Origin of the sequence: Mesorhizobium sp. M1399 (genome assembly GCF_040317735.1) — a bacterium.
Classification (GTDB): Bacteria; Pseudomonadota; Alphaproteobacteria; order Rhizobiales; family Rhizobiaceae; genus Mesorhizobium.
Genome location: NZ_JAMYKZ010000022.1, coordinates 39,225 through 65,194, shown reverse-complemented (window position 1 = coordinate 65,194; position 25,970 = coordinate 39,225). Strand labels below are relative to the sequence as shown.

Below are 25,970 nucleotides of genomic sequence, written 5' to 3'. Positions count from 1 at the left end.
TCCACCATCCCTTCCCTTCAGCCTGCGCCTGGTCGAGTAGATTCTGCTGAGCGCGGCTGCCGCATCCAACGAGATAACACGGCGTTGGGACCAGACTTTGCTCGCCAGCTAGCGCAGCCCCATAGTGATCTCTGGCATCTCGATGAGCTCGTTGTGTGAATTGCTGGCAAGAAGCATTAGCTGTGGCGCGCCGTCTATCAGGACGAGAGGCTGCTCGACGCGACCGTCAGGTCGGCCGCAATGCCAAGGCCGGCGCGCCTACTGACTCCGTGGTGGAGGCAAGGCTGCGCGTTCAGCGCGTGATTACCGATCATCGCGCTCGCCAAAATGACGGCGTCGTACCGAGCGGTGCCGCCGCATGATGTCTCAACGTCGGGGCTCACAGCAAACAAAGCTGTCGCCATTGAACGAAACTGTCGCGAAGCGAACAGACGAACCGTAGCCGAAACGTTTGCCGTTCGTGCTTGGGTTGATCCGCAAGGCAAAAAGGAAGGAAGAGCGAACCAAGGTCCGCCGGCACACTTGAGCTTCAAGCCGCAGCTGCGTCGTCAGGATGGCACGTCATTTGCAGTAGAAGCCTTTGTGACGGCCGCCCACAACTAGCGGAGATGACGGGGATGATTTGTACAGAAATGTTGGATGGCGTCGTTTCGGCGATTATTATATTTGTAATAACAATCGCATATTTGTAACAATAACACCCAATCATATTCTCAATTTCTGATGAATATCTGGCGTGACGAGCGCATCAAAACTTCTCAAATTCAACTCAATGCGCATCGTTATCGACTGTTTCCTTAGCAAGAGTTCATCACTGACGTCCATTCCTTTTACTCTTTGAACGGAGATCAACAATGAACATTAGGAGCCTCCTCCTCGGCTCAACTGCGGCACTGATTGCCGTTTCCGACGCTCGCGCCGTGACCGCCGTTGCCGAGCCTGACCCGACTGAGTACGTTAAAGTCTGCGACGTCTACGGCTCGGGCTACGTCTACATTTCAGGCACTGAGACCTGCGTGCGCATCGGCGGCTATGTCCGTTACGACGTCGGCTTGGGCCATGTCGGATTGGTTGATCACGCCAGAACCTCGGATGTGAGGACTGGTGAGCATCAGGGCACATGGCAAAACAACACGCGCTTCACATTGAAAACTTGGACCGGCCAGGAGACCGAACTCGGCACGTTGAAGACCTACACCGAAACCCGCATGAACTTCGGCAACCGCCACACTTCGGTTTCGGACAGTTCTCGGTCCTATGCCTTCAACGGAGACAGCACCTTGACTTTTGCCTGGATTCAGCTTGGTGGCCTCCGAGTTGGTAAGGACTGGTCGGCCTTCGACATGTTTATTGGCGGCGCGGGTGACGTACTCAACCAGACGCCGGTTCCGTACGGCGCTTTCGATACCAATGTGGTTCAGTACTACTTCGACGCCGGGAACGGCTTTTCGGCCGTGGTTTCGCTCGAAGAAGGCTCGGGCGTGGTCGGCACAATCGACAGCTACGCACCGCACGTAGTCGGCGGCTTGAAATACACACATGGCTGGGGCGCGATCACCGGCGTTGCCGCTTATGATAGCAACTACGAATCGGTGGCCGCCAAGGTCCGTGTCGACATCAATGTCACCAACGAACTGTTGCTGTTCGGAATGCTCGGCTACGGTTCCAACGGCAAGCTCAACGACGACTCCACGAACGCCATCGACGCTCATGGTCGCGGCTTCTATAAGAGTTGGGGCGGGAACTGGGCTTTCTGGGCTGGCGCCACTTACAAGCTCAACGAGACAACTTCGTTCAACCTTCAGCTCTCCGGTGATCAGCTCAAGAACCATAGTGTCGCTGCAAACGTCGCCTATGCGTTTCTTCCAGATTTCACAGTTACGGCGGAACTCGACTATGGCCGATACGGTAACTTCGCCGTCGGCAAGGTGGACGGCGCTTCCAACATGAATTGGACCAACGCCAACAAGAAGAGCAGTGTCGGCGGAATCCTGCGTTTCGAACGCTCATTCTAACGGATGAAAGGGCGCTGAGGCAGGCATCGCATGTACTTGTCGTCGGCGGATCGGACTCCAGTGGGGTGCCGGAATCGCGCGCGATATCGAGACGCTCTCCTCCATGGGCGTGCGCAGCTGCCTTGCCGTCACTGCGGTGACGGTGCAAACACACGGCAGCGTCACGGACATCCCTTCATCTGCAACCCGGTCTGGTGGCCGATCAGATGCGTGCAGCGATCTCGCGGGCGTCACGGCGTAGTGAGCGCGGGCGCGGCCGTGATGATCGTGGCGGGAGGGAGAGGTAAGGAGCGTCTTTCCTTTGAGAATTCGCGTTTACGGGTACCCACGATGCACAACGGGCGAGTTTTTCAAAGAGGCGCGTCCTCCTTCGAAGCGCTTCGGAGGGCCAGGCTCTAGGCTCGCCCCGAGCCCGTGCGTAGCCTGCGGGGGAGCTGGGTCTCGGCCCATCCGGGTAACGATCCTTCGCGCGGCTATGGAAACGATCGCACTTGCCGATTATCGCATAAAAACTTGTTATCGCACGACTTAAAAAACTTGCAACTCCACAGCATCATTGACTTGTCGCCTATCAGCACTATATACTTGTAATCGCACAGCTCTAAAAAAGTTGCAAAGGCACGGCCATGGCCAAGCCCCATGAAAAACTCGCTGTATCACTGGCCGTCCTCAAAGAGCTGCAGGAGGGTGGGCGGCGCATATTCAAATCAGATGAGCTGACCCGCGTCCACCGGGAGCGGCTGCTGCAGAACGGGTTCCTGCGCGATGTTATCAAAGGCTGGCTCATGTCGACCGGCCCGCAGGCACGGCAGCAAGACACCGCCCCTTGGTACGCGAGCTTCTGGGAGTTCTGCTCCCTTTACTGCAATGACCGGTTCGGCAAGGACTGGTTCCTCTCACCGAAGCAGTCGCTGCTTCTGCACGCGGAAGCGCCCACTATTCCGCCTCAGGTGGTGGTGAACACCCCCAAAGGCACGAATAACAAAATCGACCTGCTGTTCGGCACTTCGCTCTATGACCTCAAGGTCAAGGAGATGCCGGCCGAACTGACAGAGAAAAACGGCCAGCGCCTGTTCACTGTCGAGGCCGCCCTTACCCGGGTGCCGGAAGCGTTCTTCCAGCGCGCCCCTATCGAGATGCAGATCGCCATGGCGTCGGTGCGCGACGTATCAACCGTTCTGGCCCTGCTGCTTGATGGCGGCCATTCCGCCGTGGCGGGACGGCTTGCGGGGGCCTTCCGTCGCGTAGGACGCGACTCTGTTGCCGATGAAATCGTGGCCGCCTTCAAAGCCGCCGGCTATGACGTGCGCGAATCCGATCCGTTCGCGGGACAAATTGGAGTGACAACTATTGCGGCGGGCGTACCGCCGTTGGTCGCCCGCCTGCGCGGGATCTGGCAATCGCAGCGCGAAGCCATCATCGAGATATTCCCGAAGGCACCCGGACTGCCGTCCGACAAAGACGCCTATATGAAGTTCGTCGAGGATATCTACGAAAGCGACGCCTACCATTCGCTGTCGATAGAAGGGTACAGCGTCACCCCGGAACTCATCGACCGGGTGCGCGAGGGGAGCTGGAATCCGGAGATTGATGAAGAGGACCGCAAGAACCGAGATGCGCTTGCCGCGCGTGGCTACTACCTCGCATTCCAGAAGGTCAAAGACTCTGTTGCCGCGATCATCAACGGCAAGCCAGCCGGCGCGTTGACGCGGGACACTCACCGGGAGTGGTACCGGGAGCTGTTCGCGCCGTCAGTGACCGCCGGCATCCTCAAAGCCAGCGCGCTTGCGGGATATCGCAATCACCCTGTGTACCTGCGCGGCTCGCAGCACGTGCCGCCGCGTACCGAAGCGGTGGCCGATGGTATGAATGAGCTGTTCGACCTGCTGGAGGCGGAGAAGGAGGCCTCCGTGCGTGCCGTGCTGGGGCATTGGCTTGTGGGCTATGTGCACCCCTATCCGGACGGCAACGGACGAATGGCGCGGTTCCTCATGAACGCGATGCTGGCTTCAGGCGGTTACCCCTGGACAGTCGTCAGAGTCGATGACCGGAAGGCCTACCTCGCAGGGCTGGAGGAGGCGAGCGGCAATATGAATGTGAAAACGTTCGCCGCCTTTCTCGCCGAACGGGTGAAGTGGTCTATGGAGAAGGCGGCGTGAGGTCGGTGGTGTGCCATGTTTAACTTGCTTGTCTCGGGCCACGGCGAGTGGTGGGAAACGCCGCCGTTCACGTCAACCATTGACCGGTTCAAGGAATCTAGCGGCGCCGAGGCCGAGGCTATCGACCTCGCGCCCTGAAACATTGCGCCGGCTGGAGGAAATCCCGGCGCTTTTGATGTACGAAGTCGGGGCGGGAGGCCCGCACGCGCGCGTGGTCCGGCACAGCCGCATACGCAATATCGTTCGGCGCGGACACGAACTGGCCTTCACCTTCGAGCCCGATCCGAAACATGCCTTTCTCGACCGGTCAGCGGTGTTGAGAATTGCGGACCGGCTGGGCATTCAACAGTTGGAACAGCACCGTACGCACTGGGCGATCAAGGATGGTGACATTCCGGCCGAGCTGATTGCCACCAGCACCGCTGAACGGGCGCAGCGCACCGTTGCCGTGGTTGCGGCAGAATATGTAGAAGCGCGCCGCGAGGGACGAAGGAGAGAAGCTGCCGAACTGGCCGAAGAACTGGAGGATTTTCCTCCCTCGCTGGAGAAAGCACTGTCGCTCGTGCCGGCGCGTATCCTTCAGCAGCCCACACCCGAATTATACCCGATCCTTGGGATAGAGCCCCGCACGCCCGAAGGCCGCAACGCCGTCGTGGCCGTCGTCGCAAGGGATCACAATGGGCAGGACTTGCCTGCCGACTGGTCTTATTCGCTGGCGTGGTTCCTGGACCTTTACGGCAGCGCGACGGAAGCGGGGCGCCTTGACGGCGCGCTGGCCGAATGCGCAACGCATATGATCGCGCTCGGCACTGGCGAGGGAGAAGCCGCCGCCCCGGTTGAAGATATCGGCTACGCACTCTGGCGCTGTTCGCGAAGCCCGAAACTTATCGGCGATCTGCGCCGGGAATCGCTGAGATAGCGCAGGAGGTTTTGTCGCTTACCAAAATCAACTGGAACTCGACCCAGATCAATCAGAAGCTTCCCATTCCCATTCTAGCAGCACAGAAGAGTGGGTGAGCTCTTTAAATATCTATCCGATGAATCGATAAGCTCAGACTATCGCAAATATGCATAGCTTTTTCTGTTATATGGTCTGCTCGGCTGCAGGCAAAGAGCCCCGGATAAACTTCAGCACGAAAGCAGAATTGAATGAAGGTGGGCTACACGGAGTTCTCATTTGGGTATGCCTTCACCGAAAACCTTATCCGGTCATCGTCAGCCGCACCTGTAGGCGCGCCGGTCTTTCCAAACCTCATACAGGAGGGGCATTCTGGCGTTGACATCCGCATCAATTTCCCAGGGGTTCCGCTGTTTTTCCAGTACAAGCTTCCGGAGCTGATGAAGCGAGGAACTGCGTTTGAGATTGCGAGCGGACATTGTCCCGGTTTGTCGATACCATTTTTTCGGATTGCGATGATGCGCAGGGATGTGTCGCGTCAGCATGAACTGCTTCTTCGGCTTGAGGCGCGCTATCCGTCAAACGTCTTCTATGCGGCTCCTTGTATTGCAAACATCAGCGATTTCGACCGCTCTTATAATGGAGCAACCGTAGCACGGCAGTCCATTTTCGTCTCACCAGGGATATTGGGCCCTTGCCAGACGACAAAGCGTACAGCCTTGCCTATAATCCTGGACTGGCAACTGGATATTTTTGCTCGAAACCCAAGCCCACCAAAGTTCAAACATTTGATGATCTCGCTGCGCTCTTTAAGGAGCAGTTCGCCGAGAAGCGTTTTGCGGAAGTCGGCGAGGCGGCGCCGTGAGATGCGCGAAAACGTACTTGAGCTTGCTTCGCCGTCAATGCGGCAAGCCGAACAGCTCATTGCTGAACGGGTCGGCGCGAGACGCATTCAGATTCTAGACGGCGCAGCCAGACCGCCCGAGGAAGAGCGCGCAGTCACTGACATTCTCGGAGCGCGGGAAATTGCGCGTGTCGATCTTGGCGTCGACCTGCTGGTGGCCCAACCACGCTAACGACATCATACCTCGCTGATTAGCCCAGCTTTTGTCTAGGCCACAGTTATGAGACTCGAACTACTTGGCCAGGAAGAAGATCGGATTGAAAGCGAACCTTCCTTGTCATCTTTGCATCACGGTCAGTCTGCACGAGATTGACCGCTGCAAGCCGGGAGCAAGACCGGGCTGCGCAAACGTTGCAACAGATCCTTCAAGGAAATTCATAGACTCTTAGCAACTCCGGTTCGCTGTGAATGGTAGGCTTATTGCAACGTTTGAGTCAGTGGGGTCCCAACCGTGGCTTATTCTCCGACCCGCCGAACTGCGTGCAATTTCGGCTAAAGGCAATGGCAAGAAGAGCGCCCATCTTGTTTGTTCGACACAGCCATATCGGCTCAAAACAGTATCTTCACGGCCACCGAGATTGTCCGGTCGGTGGACAAGCAACCATATTATTTGGTTCGAAAGCTGCAACATCTGTGGAGAACGCGAAATGACAAATTCAGTAGGACGAGTGCCCAGGCTTTCCAAGTGGCTTGGTCCTGACCAATGCTGACACTGGTCAGTCGCCTACGGACGGCAGCGCATTTAGATCGCCTTCGAATTCTAGGCCTTTGCGCGCACGCGGACCTAACTGTCTGCCAGCTAGCGGAGATTCTGGGTCTGCGTCGTGAGCACGTTGTACGACACGTCCGGCTGCTGGCCAGAGCCGACTTTCTTTACTGCAACGAACAACGTCCGTGGTGCTCGTACAATCTCAAAACAGGAGGTAAGGACGGCGGGCTGGTTCAATTGTTGGTTGATCTCCTGCCCCACGGCGATGGCTATCACAAACGAGACCTTCAACGGCTCGAAGCGGTACGAGACACGCGGCCGAAGGGGACCGCATGCTTGACCGTGAAATAGATCAATCCAATTGGAGCGCGAAGCTACCATGGACAACTCCGCCGACGGCGCCATCGCGCAGCCCGACAGTTACGGACGGTCTCGATTGGCCGCGGTTGATTGCCGCGTTCACGAACTGCTTCTAAGGCAGGAGCGGCAGGAGCGGACGACGCTCAAACTGATCGCATCTGAGAACTTTGCCTCCTCGGCCGTGCTGGAAGCAACCGGTTCGATTTTCATGAACAAGTACGCCGAGAGGTACCCCGCTGCGCGCTACTACGCGGGAAACGAGATCGTCGATGAGCTTGAGAACCTCGCCATTGAGCGCTTGAACACGTTATTCGGCAGCGAAGACGCCAACGTCCAGCCTTATTCCGGCTCGCCGGCCAATCAGGCTGTCTATCGAGCGCTTTTAAGCCCCGGTGACAAGGTGATGGGTTTGCCAATTCCGGAAGGGGGCCACCTCACTCATGGTTGGGCCATCAATTTTTCCGGAACAGACTATAAGCGCGTCCCCTATGGACTAGATGAAAAGACACAGCAGATTGACTATGACCGCTTGCGCGAGACAGCCAAGCGGGAACGGCCGCGGCTCATTTGGGTCGGCGGAACTGCTTACCCGCGTGTCTTTGACTACGCGGCAATGGCAGAAATCGCCCTGGAAGCGAACTCCTACCTCGTGGCCGACATCGCGCACATCAGTGGCCTGATTGTCGCTGGAGTGCATCCGAATCCCGTACCCCATTGCGACGTCGTCAGCAGCACGTCTCACAAGTCGATCCGCGGTTCCCGCGGTGGCTTCATTTTGTCAAGGAATGAAGATCGCTATCAAGCGCTGTATCATTCGAAGGGCAAATACAATCTCGCCAGACGAATAGATCGCGCTGTCTTCCCTCAACTGCAAGGCGGCCCCCATATGAATGTTATCGCGGCGCTAGCTGTCGCTTTGCGGGAAGCCGCGGACCCGTCCTTCCGCAGTTACGGCCAACAGATTGGCAAAAATGCCAAGGCTCTGGCCCAGGCGCTTCTGGACCGAGGTTATGACCTGGTCACCGGGGGCACTGACAATCACATGCTGATCCTTGATCTTCGCGATCGACCACTATCAGGCAAGGCCTATGCCAAGCGGTTAGCGAAGGCAGGCATCATTACGAGCTTTAATATGGTGCCGGGCGACCCGCGCCATCCGGCGCCAGCAGTGACGTCAATGGGCATGCGCGATGTGGAAACGGTGCAAATTGCTGGCTTCATTGACTCCGTCCTCCGGCGAGCCAGACGACGAAGATCTCCATGCCTGCGTGCGATGAGACGTTGCCGACTTGTGCGCTGCGTTCGAGGTCCCGGGCATCACCGACAGGTAAGGTGGGCTAAGCAACATGCCCCATACAACTCCAACACCCGAAGCGAGGCATTTCATGGCTAGGCAGTTCGTGTTCTCTTCCGAATCGGTTGGCGCGGGACACCCGGATAAGTTGGCCGACAACATCTCGGATGCCATCCTCGATGCCATCCTCCGCACCGATCCCAAGGCGCGCGTCGCCTGTGAAGCGTTGGTAAAATCAGGGATGGTCGTTCTGGCTGGCGAGATTACCAGCGATGCGCGGGTGGATTATAGCCAAGTTGCGCGCGATACGATTCTGGATATTGGATACGACGATGAAGCCGTCGGCTTTGACGGCCGGCGTTGCTCCGTCGTTCATGCACTCACCGAGCAGTCGCCCGACATCAGCCAGGGCGTTGACGAGGGACGAGGGCAGGACCTCCAACAGGGAGCGGGAGATCAGGGCCTCATGTTCGGCTACGCATGCCGCGAAACCGATACTCTGATGCCTTTGCCGATCCAGCTCGCTCATCGCTTGACGAAACGACAGGCAGATGTCCGGAAAGCACGACAGCTTGGCTGGTTGCGTCCTGACACGAAATCCCAAGTCTCAGTGCGCTATGACGGGTTGCGCCCGGTCGCCCTGGATACCATCGTCGTATCGACCCAACATGACGAGCAGGTCTCGCAAGAGACGGTCCGCGAGGGCGTCATTGAGGAAATCATAAAGCCTGTCCTGCCGACCCACCTGGAGACGGAAGGCATCAGAATTCTGGTCAACCCGACGGGGAGGTTCGTAGTCGGCGGGCCGCGCGGCGACTGCGGTCTCACTGGACGCAAGATCATCGTCGATTCCTATGGTGGGATGGGTCGTCACGGCGGCGGCGCCTTTTCGGGCAAGGACCCGTCCAAGGTTGACCGCTCAGCTGCCTATGCGGCCCGGTATGTCGCAAAGAATATCGTCGCTAGCGGACTTGCGGACGTCTGCGAGGTGCAACTTGCTTACGCAATCGGCGTGGCCAGTCCGGTTTCTGCCATGGTCAACACGTTCGGGACAGCGAGGGTTGAGGAAAGAAGGATCGAGCGCCTCATTCTTGAGTTGTTCGATCTCAGACCGAAAGGCATTATCAAGATGCTTGATCTCCTACGCCCTATATACCGCAAGACCGCGACCTATGGCCATTTCGGCCGTGAAGAGCCTGATTTCACCTGGGAGAAGACAGACAGGGCCGACGAATTGCGTCGCGAGGCAGGACTTGCCGCCCCGTGAGGGCTGGCGCCGAATGGATTGGCATCCGGAAAGCCCATTCCAACTCGCCAGACCCGGCCGGCCGGCCGCCGTGTTAAGAAGCCGTCGGGATTTTCGCGGAGACATTGATGCCGGACTATGACGTGCTTTGTATCGGAAATGCCATCGTCGACATCATCGCCCAGTGCGACGAGGCGTTCCTGGAGACCAACGGCATCATCAAGGGCGCAATGAATTTGATCGACACGAGGCGCGCCGAACTGCTCTACAGCCGCATGGGCCCGGCCATTGAAGCCTCGGGCGGCAGCGCCGGCAACACGGCGGCGGGCGTGGCCTCCTTCGGCGGTCGCGCCGCCTTCTTCGGCAAGGTCTCCAACGACGCGCTCGGCGAAATCTACGCGCATGACATCCATGCCCAGGGTGTCGCCTTCGACACCAGGCCGCTTAACGGCGAACCGCCGACAGCGCGCTCGATGATCTTCGTCACGCCGGACGGCGAGCGCTCGATGAACACCTATCTCGGCGCCTGCGTCGAGCTCGGCCCGGAGGACGTCGAGGCCGACAAGGCGTCGGGCGCCGCCGTCACCTATTTCGAGGGCTATCTGTGGGACCCGCCGCGCGCCAAGGAGGCGATCAGGCAGACGGCTAAGCTCGCCCACGCCGCCGGGCGCGAAGTGTCGATGACATTGTCGGACTCGTTCTGCGTCGATCGCTACCGCGACGAATTCCTCGATCTGATGCGCTCCGGCACCGTCGATATCGTCTTTGCCAACAGTCACGAGATCAAGTCGCTCTACCAGACCGCTTCCTTTGACGAGGCACTGGCCCAGATCCGCAAGGATTGCAAGATCGCCGCCGTCACCCGCTCGGAAAAGGGCTCGGTGATCGTGCGCGGCGACGAGACCGTGACCATCAAGGCGACCAGGATCCGCGAGCTGGTCGACACCACAGGCGCCGGCGACCTCTATGCCGCCGGCTTCCTCTACGGCTACACGCAAGGCCGCAGCCTGAAGCAGTGCGGCGATCTCGGCTCGCTGGCGGCCGGGCTGGTCATCCAGCAGATCGGCCCAAGGCCAAGGCAGAATTTGCGTCGCGAGGCGGAGCAGGCGGTTTTGCTGTAGGTGGGGAGCCAAGAACCAGCTGCCCACCCTTCTTAATCCAGCCCGAGCCTTTTCTTCAGTTCCGCATTCTCCTTGCGGAGACGATCGGCAAGCAGGCTCTTTAGCCGCTTGTTTTCTTCCTCGAGCGCGACGAGATCCTTCAGCCCTTCACTATCCGCCGCCGGCGCCGCCGCCTTCTTCCAAAGATAATATGTCTGTTCCGAGATGCCGGCTTGCTTCACCGCGCTCTTGAGAGTAGCGCCGCCGCCAATCGAGGTCTCGATCTGCGCCAGCTTCTGGGCACGATCCTTCGCGGAGTAGCTCTTTCGGCCTGTTCGCGCTGACGGCGGTGCTTCAGTGGTCGCGGATATCGGCTTGGCGCCCTCCTTGCGGGCAGGCGCGCTCGCCTCAGCTTCTGGCTTCCTCGACCGCCGCGCTCTCGTCTTCGGTTTTGGCGTTTCCGCTTTGTCCGCCGGTGCGCTATGAATTACTGCTGACTCGGTTTCCAGGGGATTGGCCATGAAATGCTCCACTCGCGGTTTGTGCAAAGGTTCAGCATCAAGGGCCACTACAGTAGAGTCAACAAGCTGACGATTTAACGGCTCGACTTCCTTTGTTGTCTCGGCCATCGCCGCGGCGATGTCGAAATTGCCCCAGATGGAACGTGCGGATTTTTCATAATTGCGCTTTTGTTTGACTTCCACGGTGAATGGTCGCGTCTGCCGCCTCATAGTTCCTTCCTGAATAGGAGAATGAAGTCGCCGCTCGAATTTTTGGCGCTTCCTGCTTAGCGCGGAGCATTATCGTATAGCCGCTCAACGGGCAAGTGATGCCGGTCTTCGATGGCTGACCCATCTGGGGGATTTGAGGGCTTCGCGCGTCCTGCGCATGCCTGTAAGGCCGCCAAGTTTTCTGGGTTAGCAGGCGCGCACTGTGGCAGCTTGGCTTGTACGGCGAGGCCATGGTTGAGTGAGGCGAAACAAATCCAGCCCCGCGGTCAATCCCGAGGCTTCCCACAATGGCGAAGAGAACATCTTCACTCGTTCCTTTTGAGCACAAGACCTTCCGTTCGCTATGGTCGGCTGCACTCATTTCGAACCTTGGCACCCTAGTGGAAGGTGCGGCGGCAGCTTGGCTGATGACGAGCATCGCCACCTCCCATGGAATGGTGGCGCTCGTCCAGTCATCGACCACCCTCCCCTACATGATCTTCTCGCTCGCGGCGGGAGCGCTCGCGGACAAGTTTGACCGTCGCCGGATCATGTTGACTGCGCAACTGCTGATGGTCTGCGTATCCGCCTTCCTGGCGTTCCTGACCTATGCGGGGAATGACACCCTGGACCCTTCTGGGTCTCACCTTCCTAATCGGCTGTGGTTGGGCATTGCACGATCCCTCTTGGCAAGCCTCCATGGGAGATATCCTGCCTCGCGAACACCTGCCAAGCGGGGTTGCGCTCAACGGCATGAGCTACAATCTCATGCGCAGCATCGGGCCGGCGATTGGCGGCATAATCGTGGCCACAGCCGGTGCGGCCTTCGCGTTCCTCTTCAACGTCCTTTGCTACTTCGCTCTGATCGCTGCGCTGTTGCGATGGAAAGCCGAACGGGCACGACAAGCGCTGCCGCGGGAGGCTTTCGGCAGTGCGATGGCGGCGGGCTTCCGTTACGTGCTCTTGTCGCCGAACCTTCTCAAGGTGATGTGCCGGAGTTTCATTTTCGGCCTCACCGCCGTTGTCATTTTGGCTCTCCTGCCGTTGGTCGCTCGCGAACAGATCAAAGGGACCGCAGTCACCTACGGCGTGATGCTCGGCTTCTTCGGCCTGGGAGCGATTTGCGGCGCGCTCCTCATCGGGCCGGTCCGAGAAGTTCTCTCCAACGAATGGGTCATTCGCGGTGCGTTCTTTGTATTGGCGATCAGCTGCTTCTTTCGGGCATGGAGCGAGCACGTTGGGCTGAGCTGTCTGCTCCTCATGCCAGCCAGCTGGGCTGGAAGATTGATGTCGAGGAGTGGCGCACGAGCCCGTTTGCAATTGCCGATGCCGAAACGCGATACGGCACGCTCAGAATCAAGACGACTGTTGGCAGCCGCCAATATCCTATCGATGAAAAGGCGCGTGAATCGATTTTACGTCAGTTGAAGGAACTTCATAATCTTCGTAGAAATAACACAAGCAGGCCATGGCTGTATTGTTGGAGCCTTGACAACAAAATACTCTTGATAAATCCGCAATATGTCCGCACCATTGAGCTTATCGGTGACGATGTAGAGGAGATGCCAGAGTATTATCATCCAGAAATCTATCGGGCTTTGGATGACTGGGATAAGGGTGAGGTTTCAGGAAAGCTGAAGAAAGAATGCGATGCCATCATCGCAGAGATGGGTGATCAGGAAGCCGTGCGCATGGCCTCCTATGTTCGCGTCACATATGACGACGGAGAAGATGAGTGGAACTTCTTGGATGAAGAAACCGCTACGACTTTCTTCGGATTGGAAGCTGCGACCTTTGACGTTCCCCAGTGTAGTTTCGCCGAAGTGGAGGAAGAAGGTTACTACCGAGCGCGATACGCCAACCTTGATCGCGTCGCGGTGATGGAGGTTCCAAGCGACCGTTATCACAGATTGACCGCGCCCGAGGAAGCTTAGAACCATCCACGAAGGGCGCATGTTACACCTCGACCTTGCGTGGTGCGTTTTCAGTACGAGATGACGTTAAGCGTAGGTAGTGGCAGGTAAGAGTGCTCGACCAGAAGCTCAACTGCCTCCTCAATATCGCTGCCGATGTGCCGCAGGACACGTCCACGGGAGCGTGGATAGGCGTGAAGTTCCTGCACTCCACGGTCCGCTCTCCCATCGCCGGTGTGTGCCCGACGCCATCTTGTGGACGAGCTTGGCCGCCTGCACCCGGTTGTATTCCGGCTTGCGGTCCGCCTGGGCGGTCCGCCGCGATGGCTATCTCCATGTCAATCGGCGCCGAACTTTGACTGCCCGCTGCTTTTGATGAATTTGGCGAGGTCCCGCGCATAATCACTCTTGGTCTTCACCTTGAGGCCCTGTGTCGCGAACTTGTGGTCCAGCAGGGCAAACAGGTCCAAGTCCCCTTCCGCCTGTGGCGCTGGCTTGCCCTCACGCCCTCGGCTTCCCAATTGGGGACCGCTTCTGCGCGCTGCACCGTGGCGATTGCCCGCCCAAGACGCATCACAAACCGTGCGCGTGCACGACGATTTGCCGCTCAGGCCTCATTTGGACAGGACTTGAGCTGGCCCGGTGGTTTAAGGCGGGTTACCTTGAGCCGGTGGGCCGCGAACAAGCAGTTCGAGACATTGGCCTCGATCACTTCGCAACACGCCGCTGCGCCTGGCCTCGGGTGCTCCCCTCGAAATCGTTGTGTCGTATCACCGAGGGCATCACGGCCAACAGCTTCCACATGGGCAACAGCCTCGCCATTGAGCCGAATATGGTCGCGAGCAGATCACCAACGAAGCGGTCGGAACCTCGGAGCCGAAGTTCGACGCCGAGGTGGTTCGCATGATGCGCTAAGCAGCACCACCGCGCTTGCCGGTATGTTTGCTGCCGGCAGCCGACGAACCCCTATCCTCCTGGACAAGGGCGCCGTGCGTCATTGCTTTGATTTACCGGCCGCTCAAGGCTTCCACAGTTTTCGCTTTCGAGGCGACCTTTGGAACATGCCAACGGAAATTTAACATAACGACATAAACATTTCTTTATGCGGCGTTGACAAAGAAGCGAACTGCTGTAATTGTCTCCCGCGTCGTGGTTCTCCGTACGGCGCTGCCGCAGCGGAGCTAAGAGGGAAGCCGGTGCGATGCCGGCGCTGCCCCCGCAACTGTTAGCGGCGAGCCAACCCCACTCATGTCACTGAGGCGAATAGCCTTGGGAAGACGGGTAGAGGCTATGACCCCGCGAGCCAGGAGACCTGCCACGGCGAATTACGTCCACGGGCGGGGTGTCTCGGTGGCCGCTGCAGCCTGGCGTTCGTGCCGGCCTGCTAGCGCCTTCCTTGTGACCGACGCCCCAACCATCGGGGTCTGGCATGACTGTCTCTCAGCAAATTCCTGTAGCAACGCTCGGCGTGCCCCGCTTCGGTCGTCGGCGAGAACTGAAATTCGCGCTTGAAAGCTACTGGTCCGGAAAATCGTCCGCTGCCGACCTTCTCACGACCGCGAAGGCGCTCCGTGCCGCTAGCTGGGAGGAGCAGCACGATCGCGGCGTGTCGAAAATCCCGTCGAACGACTTCTCGCTCTACGACCATGTGCTCGACACCGCAGCCATGGTCGGCGCCGTTCCATCCCGTTACGGCTGGAATAGCGGCGAGGTTCCACTTGACATCTACTTCGCAATGGCGCGGGGCAACCAGGGTCAGACGGAGGATTGTCGACACGCTGGTCACCAGCAGGCGGCTCATCGGTCTGATGTAACCGCGATGGAAATGACCAAGTGGTTTGACACCAACTATCACTACATTGTGCCGGAACTCAACGATGATCAGACGTTCGCCCTCTCGTCGACGAAACCGGTCGATTACTTCATCGAGGCTAAAGCTCTCGGCGTTCACACACGCCCAGTCATCCTTGGACCGATCACCTTCCTCAAGCTGGCGAAATCGCCTGCCGAAGGATTCGATCCCATCGCGCTCCTGCCGCGGCTGCTGCCCGTCTACGAGCAACTCCTGCAGAGGCTGAAGCTGTCTGGAGCCGACTGGGTGCAGATCGATGAGCCAGCGCTTGTCCTCGATCTGAACCCGAACGAACGAGCTGCGTTCGAATTCGCCTATGGCCAGCTGTCGAAAGCCGCGCCCGAGCTGAAGATCATGCTGGCTACCTATTTCGGGCCGCTGGGAGACAATCTCGAAACCGCGGTTTCTCTGCCCCTGGCCGGGCTGCATATTGATCTCGTGCGCGCTCCCGAGCAGCTGGAAACGGTGGGTCGGCTCGCACCGAAGGATCTGGTGCTCTCGCTTGGCTTGATCGATGGCCGCAACGTCTGGCGTGCGAACCTGCCCGCCATTCTCGACCGCATCAAACCGATCGTCGCCGGCTGGCCCTTGGACCGCGTCGAGATCGCGCCTTCTTGCTCGATGCTGCATGTGCCGATCGACCTCCGCATGGAGACGGAACTCGACGCGGACATCAGGTCGTGGCTCGCCTTCGCGGCCCAGAAGACCGACGAGTTGGTGTTGCTTGCCCGGGCCCTGTCCCAAGGCAGGGATGCGGTGGCAGGCGCGTTGAAAGCGTCTGCCGAGGCTGCCGCCACTCGCGTGACATCCACGAAGATCCATGACCCGCTGGTTGAGGGGCGGATCGCCAGCATTGACGACAGCATGAAGCGACGAGAGAGCGCTTTTGCCGAGCGCTCCAGAGTCCAGGCCGGCACGCTCGGGCTGCCGCCGTTCCCGACGACGACCATCGGGTCCTTCCCGCAGACGCCGCAGGTACGCAGGGCGCGGGCCGCTCATGCGAACGGCCAGCTGAGCTATGTCGACTACGAGACCTTCCTGAAGAAGGAGATCGAGGCTGCAATTCGCTGGCAGGAAGAGATCGGGCTGGACGTGCTGGTGCACGGTGAGTTCGAACGAAACGACATGGTACAGTATTTCGGCGAGCAGCTGTCCGGCTTCGCCTTCACCCAGCATGCCTGGGTGCAGAGCTATGGGTCGCGTTACGTGCGCCCCCCCATCATCTTCGGCGACGTATCGAGGCCCAAGCCGATGACGCTGCGCTGGTGGCAATTCGCCCAGTCGCTTACGGAAAACCCTGTGAAGGGAATGCTCACAGGCCCGGTGACCATTCTCAACTGGTCTTTTGTTCGCGACGACGTACCCCGCTCCGAAGCATGCCGCCAGATCGCGCTCGCCATCCGCGACGAGGTGACGGATCTCGAATGGTCCGGCGCAAGGATGATCCAGATCGATGAGGCCGCGTTTCGCGAAGGATTGCCACTGCGCCAGTCTGACTGGAAAGACTATTTCGACTGGGCTGTCGAATGCTTCCGGATCGCTTCAACGGGTGTAAAGGACGCGACTCAAATCCATACCCACATGTGCTACTCGGAGTTCAACGAGATCATCGACGCGATCGCTGAAATGGATGCGGATGTCATTTCGATTGAGACGTCGCGCTCGAAGATGGAACTGCTGGACGCCTTCACGAGCTCCAAATATCCGAACGAAATCGGTCCCGGAGTCTACGACATTCACTCACCACGCGTCCCGGAAGTCGGCGAGATTTCGGATCTCGTCATGCTTGCCCGCGAGCGACTGTCGGATTCCCAGCTGTGGGTAAACCCGGACTGTGGCCTCAAAACACGCAAATGGGAGGAGGTCCGCCCTGCCCTCATGAACATGGTCGATGCAGCACGTGCGCTCCGGTAGAAAGTGTAGGCCGGAGGGTTTCCTGGTTGCTCACCATGTGGTGAGTGACCGGCTGCCGCATGTCGGCCGTGAATGTGCCAAAACGCGATCACATCCTTTGAAATAAGTCACTCGAGCGAGAATGTGCACTTTCCTTCGGCACGTGTATTAATCGCGCAGGAGTAAAGGGTACCGTTTTCTCCCTGTGACGTGTCGAGTTCGAAGGGGATGTGATTGGCGTCGAGACCGCTCCAGCCATGGTTATCAGCACGCCAAGTGCGTTGTTCTCGATCAGTTCGTAAAGGACTTCTCGGCTCGGTTCATCGAAATGCGCGGGTACATACATGACAGGTTCCTTCACTGGCCGCCGGGTTCGCTGTTCACCGGTTGACATCCGATGGCAAGCGTTCCAACGCGGCGGCGATCTGGCGCTTCGCTGCTGAGGGCAGAGGCAGGATGGGACGCGGGGGGTCGGTACGGCAAATGTCGAGCAATTCGGCAAGTGCATAGACGACGCGAAGGCTCGAGAACTCCTTGAAGAGGCTCCAGAGCGGCGCAAGCGTGGCATCGATCCGTCGCGCTTCGGCCGCATCGCCCTGTTGCGCCGCCGTGACGATCTTCACGCAGACCTCGGGCACGATGCCGGCGAGGACGCTGTACCATGTGTTGGCGCCGGCGATCATGGCCTCTGCGGCGTTCCAGTCGCCGCTGTAGCCGATCGAGAACCCTTCCGGCATAGTGCGCCTCTGGTCGGCCAGATGGCTCTTGATCGCATCGCCCTTGTCTGTCGGATTCTTGATAGCGACGATCCCCCGCACCTTTGCCAGGCGGCTGACGAGTGCTGGGGTGAAACGGAAATGCGTCGTTCCTGGATTGTCGTAGATGACGATCGGAAGGCCACTTTCGCGCGCCACCGTGGAGAAATGTTCGAACACCTCGTCATCAGTGAGCGGGGTGTAGGAGGCGGCGGCAAGCAGCCCCGCGGCAGCTCCAAGGGCCTTGGCGTCCTGCGCGAATCTCACTGCTTCATCGGTGCGCAACGCGCCCACACCCACCACGACCGGCGTTCGCCCGGCGATTTCGTCCAAGGTCTCGGCGAGCGTCCGTCGCCGTTCCTCGCGCGACAGATACATGTAGGTGCCGGTGCTGCCGAGAAGACCGATGGAGTCGACCTGAGCGGCGCAAAGCCTGGCAATCAACCTGCGCAGAGCAACGGTATCGACGCGGCCGTCACGATCGGCGGGCGTGATGGGAAACGCGGAAAGACCGCTCAGGAATGCCATGGCAAGACTCCAGGTTTGTGCGTGAGCGCAGGACTGGCCGGACGGCAGGTCATCACAAGGCGTCCAGAGCCCGCCGCAGGTCGGCGATTAGGTCATCGACGTCTTCAAGACCCACCGAGAGACGCATGAGGTCCTCGCCGACTCCACCGGCCAGATGCGCATCCTTGCGGATCGGCTGACGAGCACGGGTCAGGCTTGCCGGATGATAGATGAGGCTGTCGGCATCGCCGAGGCTGACAGCCCGGGCGATCAGGTTGAGCCGGTCCATCATCCGCCGCGCGCCCTCGAACCCAGCGTGGAGGCCAAAGGCCAACATGCCCGACCCTTGGGACATCTGCTTTCGCGCCGTCACCTGATCAGGGTGCGAGTCGAGGAAAGGATAACTCACCCATGCCACCGCCGGGTGCGCCTCGAGCGCCTGAGCCACCGCAAGGGCAGTGGCGCTGTGCCGTTCCATGCGCAGCGTGAGCGTCTTCAGACCGCGCAGGATCAGGAAGGCTGACATGGGCGAGAGCGCTGCGCCGGTGATGTAGCGCAGGCCCGTTTCGTGCAGCGTGCGGAGCGTTTGCGCGTCGCCGAGAATCGCCCCGCCAAGGGCATCGCCGTGCCCATTGATGTATTTGGTCAGCGAGTGGAGCACGAGGTCGGCCCCATGTTCGAGCGGCCGCTGGAGCGCGGGGGAGGCGAAGGTGCTGTCGACTGCAACCTTTACACCGCGCGCGTGGGCGCGCTCGGCAATGGCAGCGATGTCTAGGATGCGGCTCAGCGGATTCACCGGCGTCTCGAAGAAAACAAGCCGGGTCCGCTCGGTGATCGCGGCATCGAGATTGTGAGGATCGGACAGGTCGACCGCGACGACCTTGATGCCGAAGCGGGGGACCGCCTGTTCGACCATGGCAAGCGTGTTCGCATAAAGTGTCCTGTGGACGATGAGTTCATCGCCTTGGGACAGGAGCGACAAGATCAGTGTGCCGAAAGCCGCCATCCCCGAGGCAACGACCAAACCTGCCTCGGCTCCTTCCAGATTGGCAAGCCGTTGTTCGAGGATCTCCGTTGTGGGATTGTATTCGCGCGCATAGAGCCTTCCGCCAAGGGTGGCGGCGGCCTCGTTCGCTGCCACGCTTTCGAATCCATAGGTCGAGGTCAAGAAGACTGGCGGCTGAACGGCATTGGAAAAGCGGGCCGGATCGTAGCCATGATGGATCGCCCGAGTGGCGAATCCGGGACCGGTGTCGTTGGGCGACCGCGTGAGAGCATCGGTTTCCGATTGATAGGAATGGGTCATTCGGCCTCTAGATCTTTCTTGGGTTTCCGAAAGATTGACGGCAAACTGGCCAATGTGAAATATCCAGTTAGCAATGAATGAAATGGTCCAGTCTTCAAGTGCCGGCTCTGCAGCTCGCTCGCACGCGATGGGTGCACGCCAGATCTACGAGGCTCTTCGCGAGCAAATCCTCGGCGGCGTCTATGAAACCGGCAGTCAGCTGCCGTCCTCCCGAGGCCTCGCAAATGACCTTGGGGTTTCGCGAACGACGGTGACGGTCGCCTATGACCAGCTGACCGCGGAAGGTTTTATCGAAGTCCGTCAAGGCGCACGACCTCGCGTTGCATCCTCGCTGATCGGTCCTGAGACGAGCCGCACTGTCGCGAAACGAGTCGGCCCGGTTCATCTGTCCGCCTATGGCGAACGACTGCGCGTTACGCCGCCCTGGCCGGATTATCTGCCGACTGGGCTGAAGGTCGATTTCCGCTATGGCGACCTGGCGACGTCAGACTTCCCCGCATTGGTCTGGAAACGTGCGATGAACGAGGCGATGGGGCAGCGCCCGTTGCGTCTTGCCTATGACGATCCTCGCGGCTCGCGCCGGCTGCGCCAGGCGCTCCAGGGCTATCTCTGGCGCGCCCGAACCCTGAGCTGCGACCTCGAGCAGATCATCATCGTCAACGGTTCGCAGCAGGGCCTCGATCTGTGCGCTCGCCTGCTTCTCGATCGCGCCGACCGCTTCGTCATCGAGGACCCGTGCTACAGGATGGCGCGTCAGGTCTTTGCCAGTACGGGTGCCTTGCCCATCCCCGTCACCGTCGACGAGGACGGGATGAAGACGGAGTTGCTGGCGGGGATCGGGGCGCGACTGGCCTATGTCACGCCATCGCATCAGTTTCCGCTGGGCGGCGTCATGCCGATCGCGCGCCGCCATCAGCTTCTGGAATGGGCGCGGCACAACAACGCCTATGTGATCGAGGACGACTACGACAGCGAATATCGCTACGACATCAATCCGGTCCCTCCGCTGCACAGTCTTGAGGACCACGGGGCTGTCATCTACCTCGGCACGATCTCCAAAACGCTCTCGCCGATGCTGCGTATCGGCTATCTCGTCGTCCCGACGGAATTGCAGGAGGTCTTCGCTACCGCCAAACAATTCGCGGACCGGCATTCGCCGGTGGCTGAACAGGAGGCTCTGGCCTGTTTGTTCGAGAGTGGCGGCTACGAAGGCCATGTGCGGCGTGTGCGCAGGCTGAACGGCGAGCGTCGGGAGACGTTGTTGGGCGCCTTGCGGCACAGCTTCGGCGATCGCATCGCTGTCCAGGGAGCAGATGCCGGACTGCACGTCGCCGTTTGGTTCAACGACCTGCCGCGGTCGCAGGAAACGACCCTGGTCGAAGCCGCCCGAGGCGCGGGCCTGGGGCTGCACCTGATCTCGCCCCTTTACGAGCGGCAATCGGACGAAGGCCACATCGATCGCGTGGGGCTTGTCATGGGCTATGCCGCCTTGAGCATTCGGCAAATCGAGAAGGGCGTTGAGATCCTGCGAGCGGTTGTCAAGCAGGTGCAAGACGCGTTGCCGGGACACGGTGGCTAAAACGGCGGGACGTGGCGTGCTGGCGAGGAAACCGACCCTTGGGCTTAACCGCAGTCGTTGCAAAGCCAACTGGACTGGGAATACGCCATGCAACTGGTGCTGTTGATCAGGCCAGTTTGGCGGCAGATTTCGTGCGAGACGAATTTCCGAGAGCGATGCATGACCTGGCAAGGAAAGCTGCTTCACATCCATATCGCGCCCGCTGCCTCCTATGAAATGGAGGAACTGGAGGAGGCGTAGCTTGTTGCCGGCCGAGGTGGGCTCGAGCACCCGCAAGACATAATCGACGATCTCTATCAGGCCTTGTCCACCGCCGAATGATGGAATTATCCAGCGCATGGTGCGGCATGCACCATGGCGACGCCAGAAGATCTGGACGCTCGACAAGCACCTTTCTTGAAACATTTCCCGAACCACCCGCAGCGCAAAGCCTCCCCATGAGAAAAGAGCATCCCATGTCTTTCACGCCATTGATTGCCCCGAGATCAAGGCCCGCTACCGGGATTTTCATCTGATCAGCATTGTGGTGCGGAACGCTGGAATCGACGTGCCGGATGCACAGGCGTTGAACGACACGATTGCGGCGGCGAAACAGGCGGCGCTTCGCGATGACGCCCAAAGGGACGCGCGTCTTGCGGCGTGGGCCGTTGCCTAGGAGGCTTTCGGCACAAAAGCCAATCGAACGCCGTGCTCGGCCGCCGCGCTTCTCAAGCGGGTGCGGAAAGATGGCTCTCTCCCGCGGATATCCCCACTGGTTGATGCCTACAATGCCGTCAGCGTGCTGTACGGCGTTCCGATTGGCGGGGAAGATCTCGATCTCTACCAGGGGGGTCCCGAGACTTCTAGTTGCGAAGCGAGCCATTCGACACGATCCAGCAAGGTGAAATGGTTACAGAGCATCCTGAACCGGGCGAAGTCATCTGGTGTGATGATGCCGGTGTCACGTGCCGCCGCTGGAACTGGCGGCAGGGGCGGCGCACCATGGTCACGGCCGATACCCGCGCCATGTGGCTCGTGCTGGAAGCCCTCGGCCCAATGTCAGCTAAACAGATGACGGGCACCGGAGAGCATTTGATGGGACTTATCCAAGCGTTGTGCCCGGGTGCGCGAATCGAAACCGCGCGGATCGACGAGTCCACTACATCTCGTGTCCCTTAGGGCATGGCCCACCTTTCGGAGAAACACCCCACTCAGCCCTGTCCGGATCTGGCGCTCCTTGCTCGCTCCGCTGGCCTACACAGTTGATTGCAAACGACCCAGAACGGCTCTCGAAAACGAGCGTCGAACGAAATCAGATCACTGCTTGTTCTCCCTTAGCGTTGTTTGCCGTACTTTTATCGCGATGCCTCCAGTGGGGATGGTCCAAATTGCGCAAGCTCGGTCGAGTGATCGCGGAGAAGCTTAATGTCGACTAAATCGAAATTCATGGAGCGGTACGGACAACGGGTGCGAACCCGGGACGTCGTCCCGGTGTCGTCAGGCTCTCCCGTCCGACTGAGCCTCAGTTTTCTTCACGGCGCGAATACTCCTGAGGCCGCCCGGATTCTCGTTAAGAGACAGCTGCCGCTCAGGACGGCCCACGCGATACTCACGGAGATGGTCGATCACGGCAAGGCGTTCGTGACGGTTCCTTGCGTCGAGGACCTGTTGGCACTGAAGAATGAACTGTCGTCCGCAGGCGTGATCGCGAAGGTTCATGCGCCGCGGCCGATAAGTGTTCGCGAAGTCCGGGATCGCACGAAGCTCTCTCAGGAGGCATTCTCCGTGAGGTATGGCCTCGATCTGGCAACGCTTCGAAACTGGGAGCAAGGTCGCTCGAAACCGGATGCAGCGGCGAATACTCTCCTTTGGACCATCGCCCGGAATCCGGAAGCAGTCGAAGAATCGCTGGACATGGAGGACGGAGTGGCTGCCCCTTCGCCCTAAGGGGGCCGATCACTTCGGCGCGCGGCAATTCGGCCGCCAGCGCGATGACCGGCCGCCGCGCGGTATCGACAGCGCGCGAGCCTCGTGCGTCAGACGCCTTCCTTGGCATGTCGCACGCCAGATCCCAAACATGATTCCATCGCAACGAGCTGGTGACGGAAGCAGTGTCTGCACTTTGGAAACGAGCCATTTGCGTTCTCATGGATGTCGCGACTCGTCTCGTCCAGTAAAAGTCGCAATCATTGTCAATTGCGATGTTCCGCAGTCAGCTGGCCGTTTATTTTCCTAAGATCTGCGTTATAGGCCGGGGTGTTGTCGCCGTTTCGGCGGGTAAGATGGGATAGGCGACCTCGGGTGCCTTTCCGGTCAGCGAGTTGAGGAAGGCAACAAGCAGGTCGACTTCTTCGTCCGCCAGTACCACGCCAAGCTGGGTGGTTCCCATGATGGCAACGGCCTGTTTCAGATCCCAAACCTTGCCCGAATGAAAGTATGGCGCGGTGAGTGCAACGTTGCGCAGCGGCGCCACGCGGAAAACATAGGAATCGTCGGCTGCATTGGTGACCGCAAATCGGCCCTTGTCTTTTTCCGGCAGGACCTCGGCGCTGGGCTGTTCCACGAGGCCGAATGGGTAATAGGCTTCCCCACCAACGTTGATGCCGGCATGGCAGGACGAGCAGCCTTTGTCCATGAAAAGCGCCAGGCCCTGTTTCTGTTCGGAAGTCATGGCAGCCTCGTCGCCATTGAGGAAGCCGTCGAAGGGGGCCGGCGTGACCAGTGTCGCCTCGAAGGCTTCGATTGCCTTGGCGAAGTTGTCGAACGTGACGCGATCGGCTTCAGCCGGAAAAGCTGCATCGAACCAATCGACATATTGCGGCATCGACTTGAGGGTGGCGATGACTTGACCCGGTGTATTGGCCATTTCGACGCCGGCTTGGACCGGTCCCTTCGCCTGAGCCTTCAGGTCTTCGGCACGACCGTCCCAGAACTGGGCGATGTTGAAGACAGCGTTCAGTACAGTCGGCGCGTTGCGCGGTCCCTTTTGCCAACCATGGCCGATCGAGGTTTCATGATTGTCGTCGCCGCCGGTGGCCAAGTTGTGGCACGAGTTGCACGACAAGACGCCTGACGCCGAGACGCGTGGATCGAAGAACAGTGCCTTGCCGAGGGCGATCTTCTCCGGTGTGATCGGGTTGTTAGCGACTACCGGCGTGGTGGGTGGCAAAGCCTTGAAAGTGGCCAGTGCCGTTTCTCTGAGGTCTGCGGGGATCGAATCCGCAGCAAAAGTGATGGCTGTCAGCAAGGGGACAGCCATCGTACTGAATAGGATTTTCATAAATGATCTCGCTGCGTCGTGCACGCAGCCACTCTGGGATATGCGGCTCATGAACGCCCTGCGCTAGATCAGTTGCGGGAGAGGACCGGGTGGTCTGAAACCTGTTTTTGCGGCAGAGGTTGGACTGTCCCGGAATTGAACGGTCTTCTCGACTGGATTTCAGGGAGGCGGAGGATCGCTGCTCGGCAAGCGGCGGCGCCTGAGCCGTGCTTCGGTTCTCTCTGCGCCTTCAACTATGAAGAAATCGGGGCCGCCACCGTGTCAGATTCGGTTTGGGGCCGGTTATCTGTTCCGCAGCAGGTCCTGCTCGACTTCCGCCTGCCTTCGTCAGATCGACGTGGGCCCAAATCGATCCGCGATAGTGTCTCGTAGCACCTTTGCGGGACGATCTTATTTCGACTGTAGAGGGCCGTTTGGGGTGAGCAGAATTACACGAATTTCAGAGGCGCCCGAGTAGCTGTTTTAATTGGCTTGTAGGCCTCCATAGAGCGAATATTGGCAGACGACGGAGCGCAATTTTGGCTTCGTTTATCATCTTGCTTCGATGGGACAACTGCTTTGCAATCATCACACGGTATTTACCATCATGAATTTGAGAACCAAGTCCCACGCAGTGATTTTCACACCGGAGGCGTTGCAATCCTATCGCGAGAAGCTGATTTACAAATACAACAAGATGATTAACATCGCCATAGCGCCGCAAAATATTGTTTGTTCGCTACACTACGCTCCAGATGCCGGCGAAATCTCGACACAATAACCTCGTCGGCGTACCCGCTCCAGCCTCACACACGACTGCGGCGCCTATACTTGCGCTTTTCCACTGCCCGACATGCAGGCAGCGAGCCATTGCATCGCCGAAGTTGCATCTTCCAATATGGCGACCTGTTTCGCAAAGCGGAAAACAGCCTTGCGCGCTGCGCTCGCAGGTTTTCGTCCGTTGTATGCATCAAAGCACGCCCTGAGGGCGGCTTCGTAGATCCGGTCTCTGCGATCTTCTGGCCATTCGTTGAGAAAATCGATAGCATCCGCAGGACTGGCAATCTCTTGCACGATGTGCGCTGCACGCCTTACGAAAAGTGGGCTGCTGAAAGTCCCTGAGCTCATTCGTTCCTCCCGACCTGCTGAAACCGCTAGTTTTGCGTGAACAGGCGCCTCCTCTACACCCGCCCACCATTGCGGAATGTGTTGTCATAGCGATAGCGGTTCAATAGCAAAGCAGCGGCGTGATGTCCTCGGTTTGCCAGCGGGTCAATCCCTAACATCCTGCTGCAAGAGCGGCTCACCGGATGAATCTAGATCGTTTCGACCATTGCGAATCAACGCTTGATAGTTCCGCCACGCGCCACCAGGAAGCGGCCACTGCTCTGCCATCGATTTCACAGCCAAAAAGAGAATGGCGAAACAGGAATAGCCCGCTTCGTTTCGAGATTACTGGTCGTCTGGCGCAAAGCTTACGGCCGAGACGCGCCTGAAAATGCGCAAGCACCGCGGCAGGTCGCCAACAACGG

General features: G+C 59.2%; 19 protein-coding genes, 4 pseudogenes and 1 riboswitch. Of the genes and pseudogenes, 17 read left to right on the top strand and 6 right to left on the bottom strand.

Annotated elements, in window-relative coordinates:
• The first annotated feature begins 854 nt into the window (after window positions 1–854).
• The 9 genes and pseudogenes from NKH05_RS28515 to NKH05_RS28475 all read left to right on the top strand — a co-directional run bounded on the left by NKH05_RS28515 (window position 855) and on the right by NKH05_RS28475 (window position 10,706).
• On the top strand, window positions 855–2,015 hold the full coding sequence (locus NKH05_RS28515) for a porin (RefSeq protein ID WP_353026672.1): 1,161 nt from the start codon (window positions 855–857) through the stop codon (window positions 2,013–2,015).
• A 103-nt stretch (window positions 2,016–2,118) separates the two neighbouring features.
• The gene (locus tag NKH05_RS28510; protein WP_353026671.1) at window positions 2,119–2,256 is read left to right on the top strand and encodes a hypothetical protein; all 138 of its coding nucleotides are present in this window, start codon (window positions 2,119–2,121) and stop codon (window positions 2,254–2,256) included.
• Between the two features lie 385 nt (window positions 2,257–2,641).
• On the top strand, window positions 2,642–4,174 hold the full coding sequence (locus tag NKH05_RS28505) for a Fic family protein (RefSeq protein WP_353026670.1): 1,533 nt from the start codon (window positions 2,642–2,644) through the stop codon (window positions 4,172–4,174).
• A 15-nt stretch (window positions 4,175–4,189) separates the two neighbouring features.
• Window positions 4,190–4,312: a hypothetical protein gene (locus tag NKH05_RS28500; protein ID WP_023679689.1), complete on the top strand. Its 123-nt coding sequence runs from the start codon at window positions 4,190–4,192 to the stop codon at window positions 4,310–4,312.
• 37 nt (window positions 4,313–4,349) lie between these two features.
• Entirely contained in the window at window positions 4,350–5,093 is a 744-nt protein-coding gene (locus NKH05_RS28495) for a hypothetical protein (protein ID WP_353026668.1), read from the top strand.
• Window positions 5,094–5,323: 230 nt separating this feature from the next.
• Window positions 5,324–6,148 carry a hypothetical protein gene (locus NKH05_RS28490; RefSeq protein ID WP_353026667.1) on the top strand — a complete coding sequence of 275 codons (825 nt, stop codon included), beginning with the start codon at window positions 5,324–5,326 and terminating at the stop codon, window positions 6,146–6,148.
• Window positions 6,149–7,064: 916 nt separating this feature from the next.
• A pseudogene (gene glyA, locus NKH05_RS28485) lies at window positions 7,065–8,322 on the top strand (serine hydroxymethyltransferase).
• Between the two features lie 108 nt (window positions 8,323–8,430).
• Window positions 8,431–9,606, top strand: a complete 1,176-nt coding sequence (gene metK, locus NKH05_RS28480) for a methionine adenosyltransferase (protein WP_352973361.1) — start codon at window positions 8,431–8,433, stop codon at window positions 9,604–9,606.
• Window positions 9,607–9,713: 107 nt separating this feature from the next.
• Window positions 9,714–10,706, top strand: coding sequence for an adenosine kinase (locus NKH05_RS28475; RefSeq protein ID WP_353026666.1), 993 nt, complete (start codon window positions 9,714–9,716; stop codon window positions 10,704–10,706).
• Between the two features lie 32 nt (window positions 10,707–10,738).
• On the opposite strand, the gene NKH05_RS28470 is transcribed toward NKH05_RS28475, so the two are convergent.
• A complete protein-coding gene (locus NKH05_RS28470; RefSeq protein ID WP_353026664.1) occupies window positions 10,739–11,416 on the bottom strand; it encodes a transposase in 678 nt (225 codons plus the stop codon).
• 287 nt (window positions 11,417–11,703) lie between these two features.
• Between NKH05_RS28470 and NKH05_RS28465 the strand changes: the two are divergent.
• A pseudogene (locus NKH05_RS28465) lies at window positions 11,704–12,730 on the top strand (MFS transporter); the annotation flags it as partial.
• Between the two features lie 170 nt (window positions 12,731–12,900).
• Complete coding sequence (locus NKH05_RS28460) at window positions 12,901–13,329, top strand: hypothetical protein (protein WP_353026663.1); 429 nt, start codon at window positions 12,901–12,903, stop codon at window positions 13,327–13,329.
• Window positions 13,330–13,646: 317 nt separating this feature from the next.
• Here the strand turns inward: NKH05_RS28460 and NKH05_RS28455 are convergent, their stop codons facing one another.
• Complete coding sequence (locus tag NKH05_RS28455) at window positions 13,647–13,778, bottom strand: hypothetical protein (protein ID WP_353026662.1); 132 nt, start codon at window positions 13,776–13,778, stop codon at window positions 13,647–13,649.
• Window positions 13,779–14,441: 663 nt separating this feature from the next.
• Window positions 14,442–14,642, top strand: a riboswitch (cobalamin riboswitch).
• Between the two features lie 95 nt (window positions 14,643–14,737).
• Between NKH05_RS28455 and metE the strand changes: the two genes are divergently transcribed.
• Window positions 14,738–17,074, top strand: coding sequence for a 5-methyltetrahydropteroyltriglutamate--homocysteine S-methyltransferase (gene metE / locus NKH05_RS28450; RefSeq protein WP_353026661.1), 2,337 nt, complete (start codon window positions 14,738–14,740; stop codon window positions 17,072–17,074).
• 359 nt (window positions 17,075–17,433) lie between these two features.
• Here metE and NKH05_RS28445 read toward each other — a convergent pair whose 3' ends face one another.
• Window positions 17,434–18,336 (bottom strand): dihydrodipicolinate synthase family protein, encoded by a 903-nt coding sequence (locus NKH05_RS28445; protein WP_353026660.1) that lies wholly within the window; start codon window positions 18,334–18,336, stop codon window positions 17,434–17,436.
• A 52-nt stretch (window positions 18,337–18,388) separates the two neighbouring features.
• Complete coding sequence (locus tag NKH05_RS28440) at window positions 18,389–19,621, bottom strand: trans-sulfuration enzyme family protein (protein ID WP_353026659.1); 1,233 nt, start codon at window positions 19,619–19,621, stop codon at window positions 18,389–18,391.
• An 82-nt stretch (window positions 19,622–19,703) separates the two neighbouring features.
• Between NKH05_RS28440 and pdxR the strand changes: the two genes are divergently transcribed.
• The 5 genes and pseudogenes from pdxR to NKH05_RS28415 all read left to right on the top strand — a co-directional run bounded on the left by pdxR (window position 19,704) and on the right by NKH05_RS28415 (window position 23,126).
• On the top strand, window positions 19,704–21,200 hold the full coding sequence (gene pdxR, locus NKH05_RS28435) for a MocR-like pyridoxine biosynthesis transcription factor PdxR (RefSeq protein WP_502913281.1): 1,497 nt from the start codon (window positions 19,704–19,706) through the stop codon (window positions 21,198–21,200).
• Between the two features lie 159 nt (window positions 21,201–21,359).
• Window positions 21,360–21,437 (top strand): annotated as a pseudogene (locus NKH05_RS28430) (MOSC domain-containing protein); the annotation flags it as partial.
• A gap of 478 nt (window positions 21,438–21,915) precedes the next feature.
• Window positions 21,916–21,975: pseudogene (locus NKH05_RS28425) on the top strand (hypothetical protein); the annotation flags it as partial.
• Window positions 21,976–22,046: 71 nt separating this feature from the next.
• A complete protein-coding gene (locus NKH05_RS28420) occupies window positions 22,047–22,358 on the top strand; it encodes a phenylalanine--tRNA ligase beta subunit-related protein (RefSeq protein ID WP_353026657.1) in 312 nt (103 codons plus the stop codon).
• A gap of 246 nt (window positions 22,359–22,604) precedes the next feature.
• Complete coding sequence (locus NKH05_RS28415; RefSeq protein WP_353026656.1) at window positions 22,605–23,126, top strand: helix-turn-helix domain-containing protein; 522 nt, start codon at window positions 22,605–22,607, stop codon at window positions 23,124–23,126.
• Between the two features lie 277 nt (window positions 23,127–23,403).
• Here NKH05_RS28415 and NKH05_RS28410 read toward each other — a convergent pair whose 3' ends face one another.
• Entirely contained in the window at window positions 23,404–24,459 is a 1,056-nt protein-coding gene (locus NKH05_RS28410; protein ID WP_353026688.1) for a cytochrome-c peroxidase, read from the bottom strand.
• A gap of 804 nt (window positions 24,460–25,263) precedes the next feature.
• A complete protein-coding gene (locus NKH05_RS28405) occupies window positions 25,264–25,566 on the bottom strand; it encodes a DUF982 domain-containing protein (protein WP_352452612.1) in 303 nt (100 codons plus the stop codon).
• Window positions 25,567–25,970 lie beyond the last annotated feature (404 nt).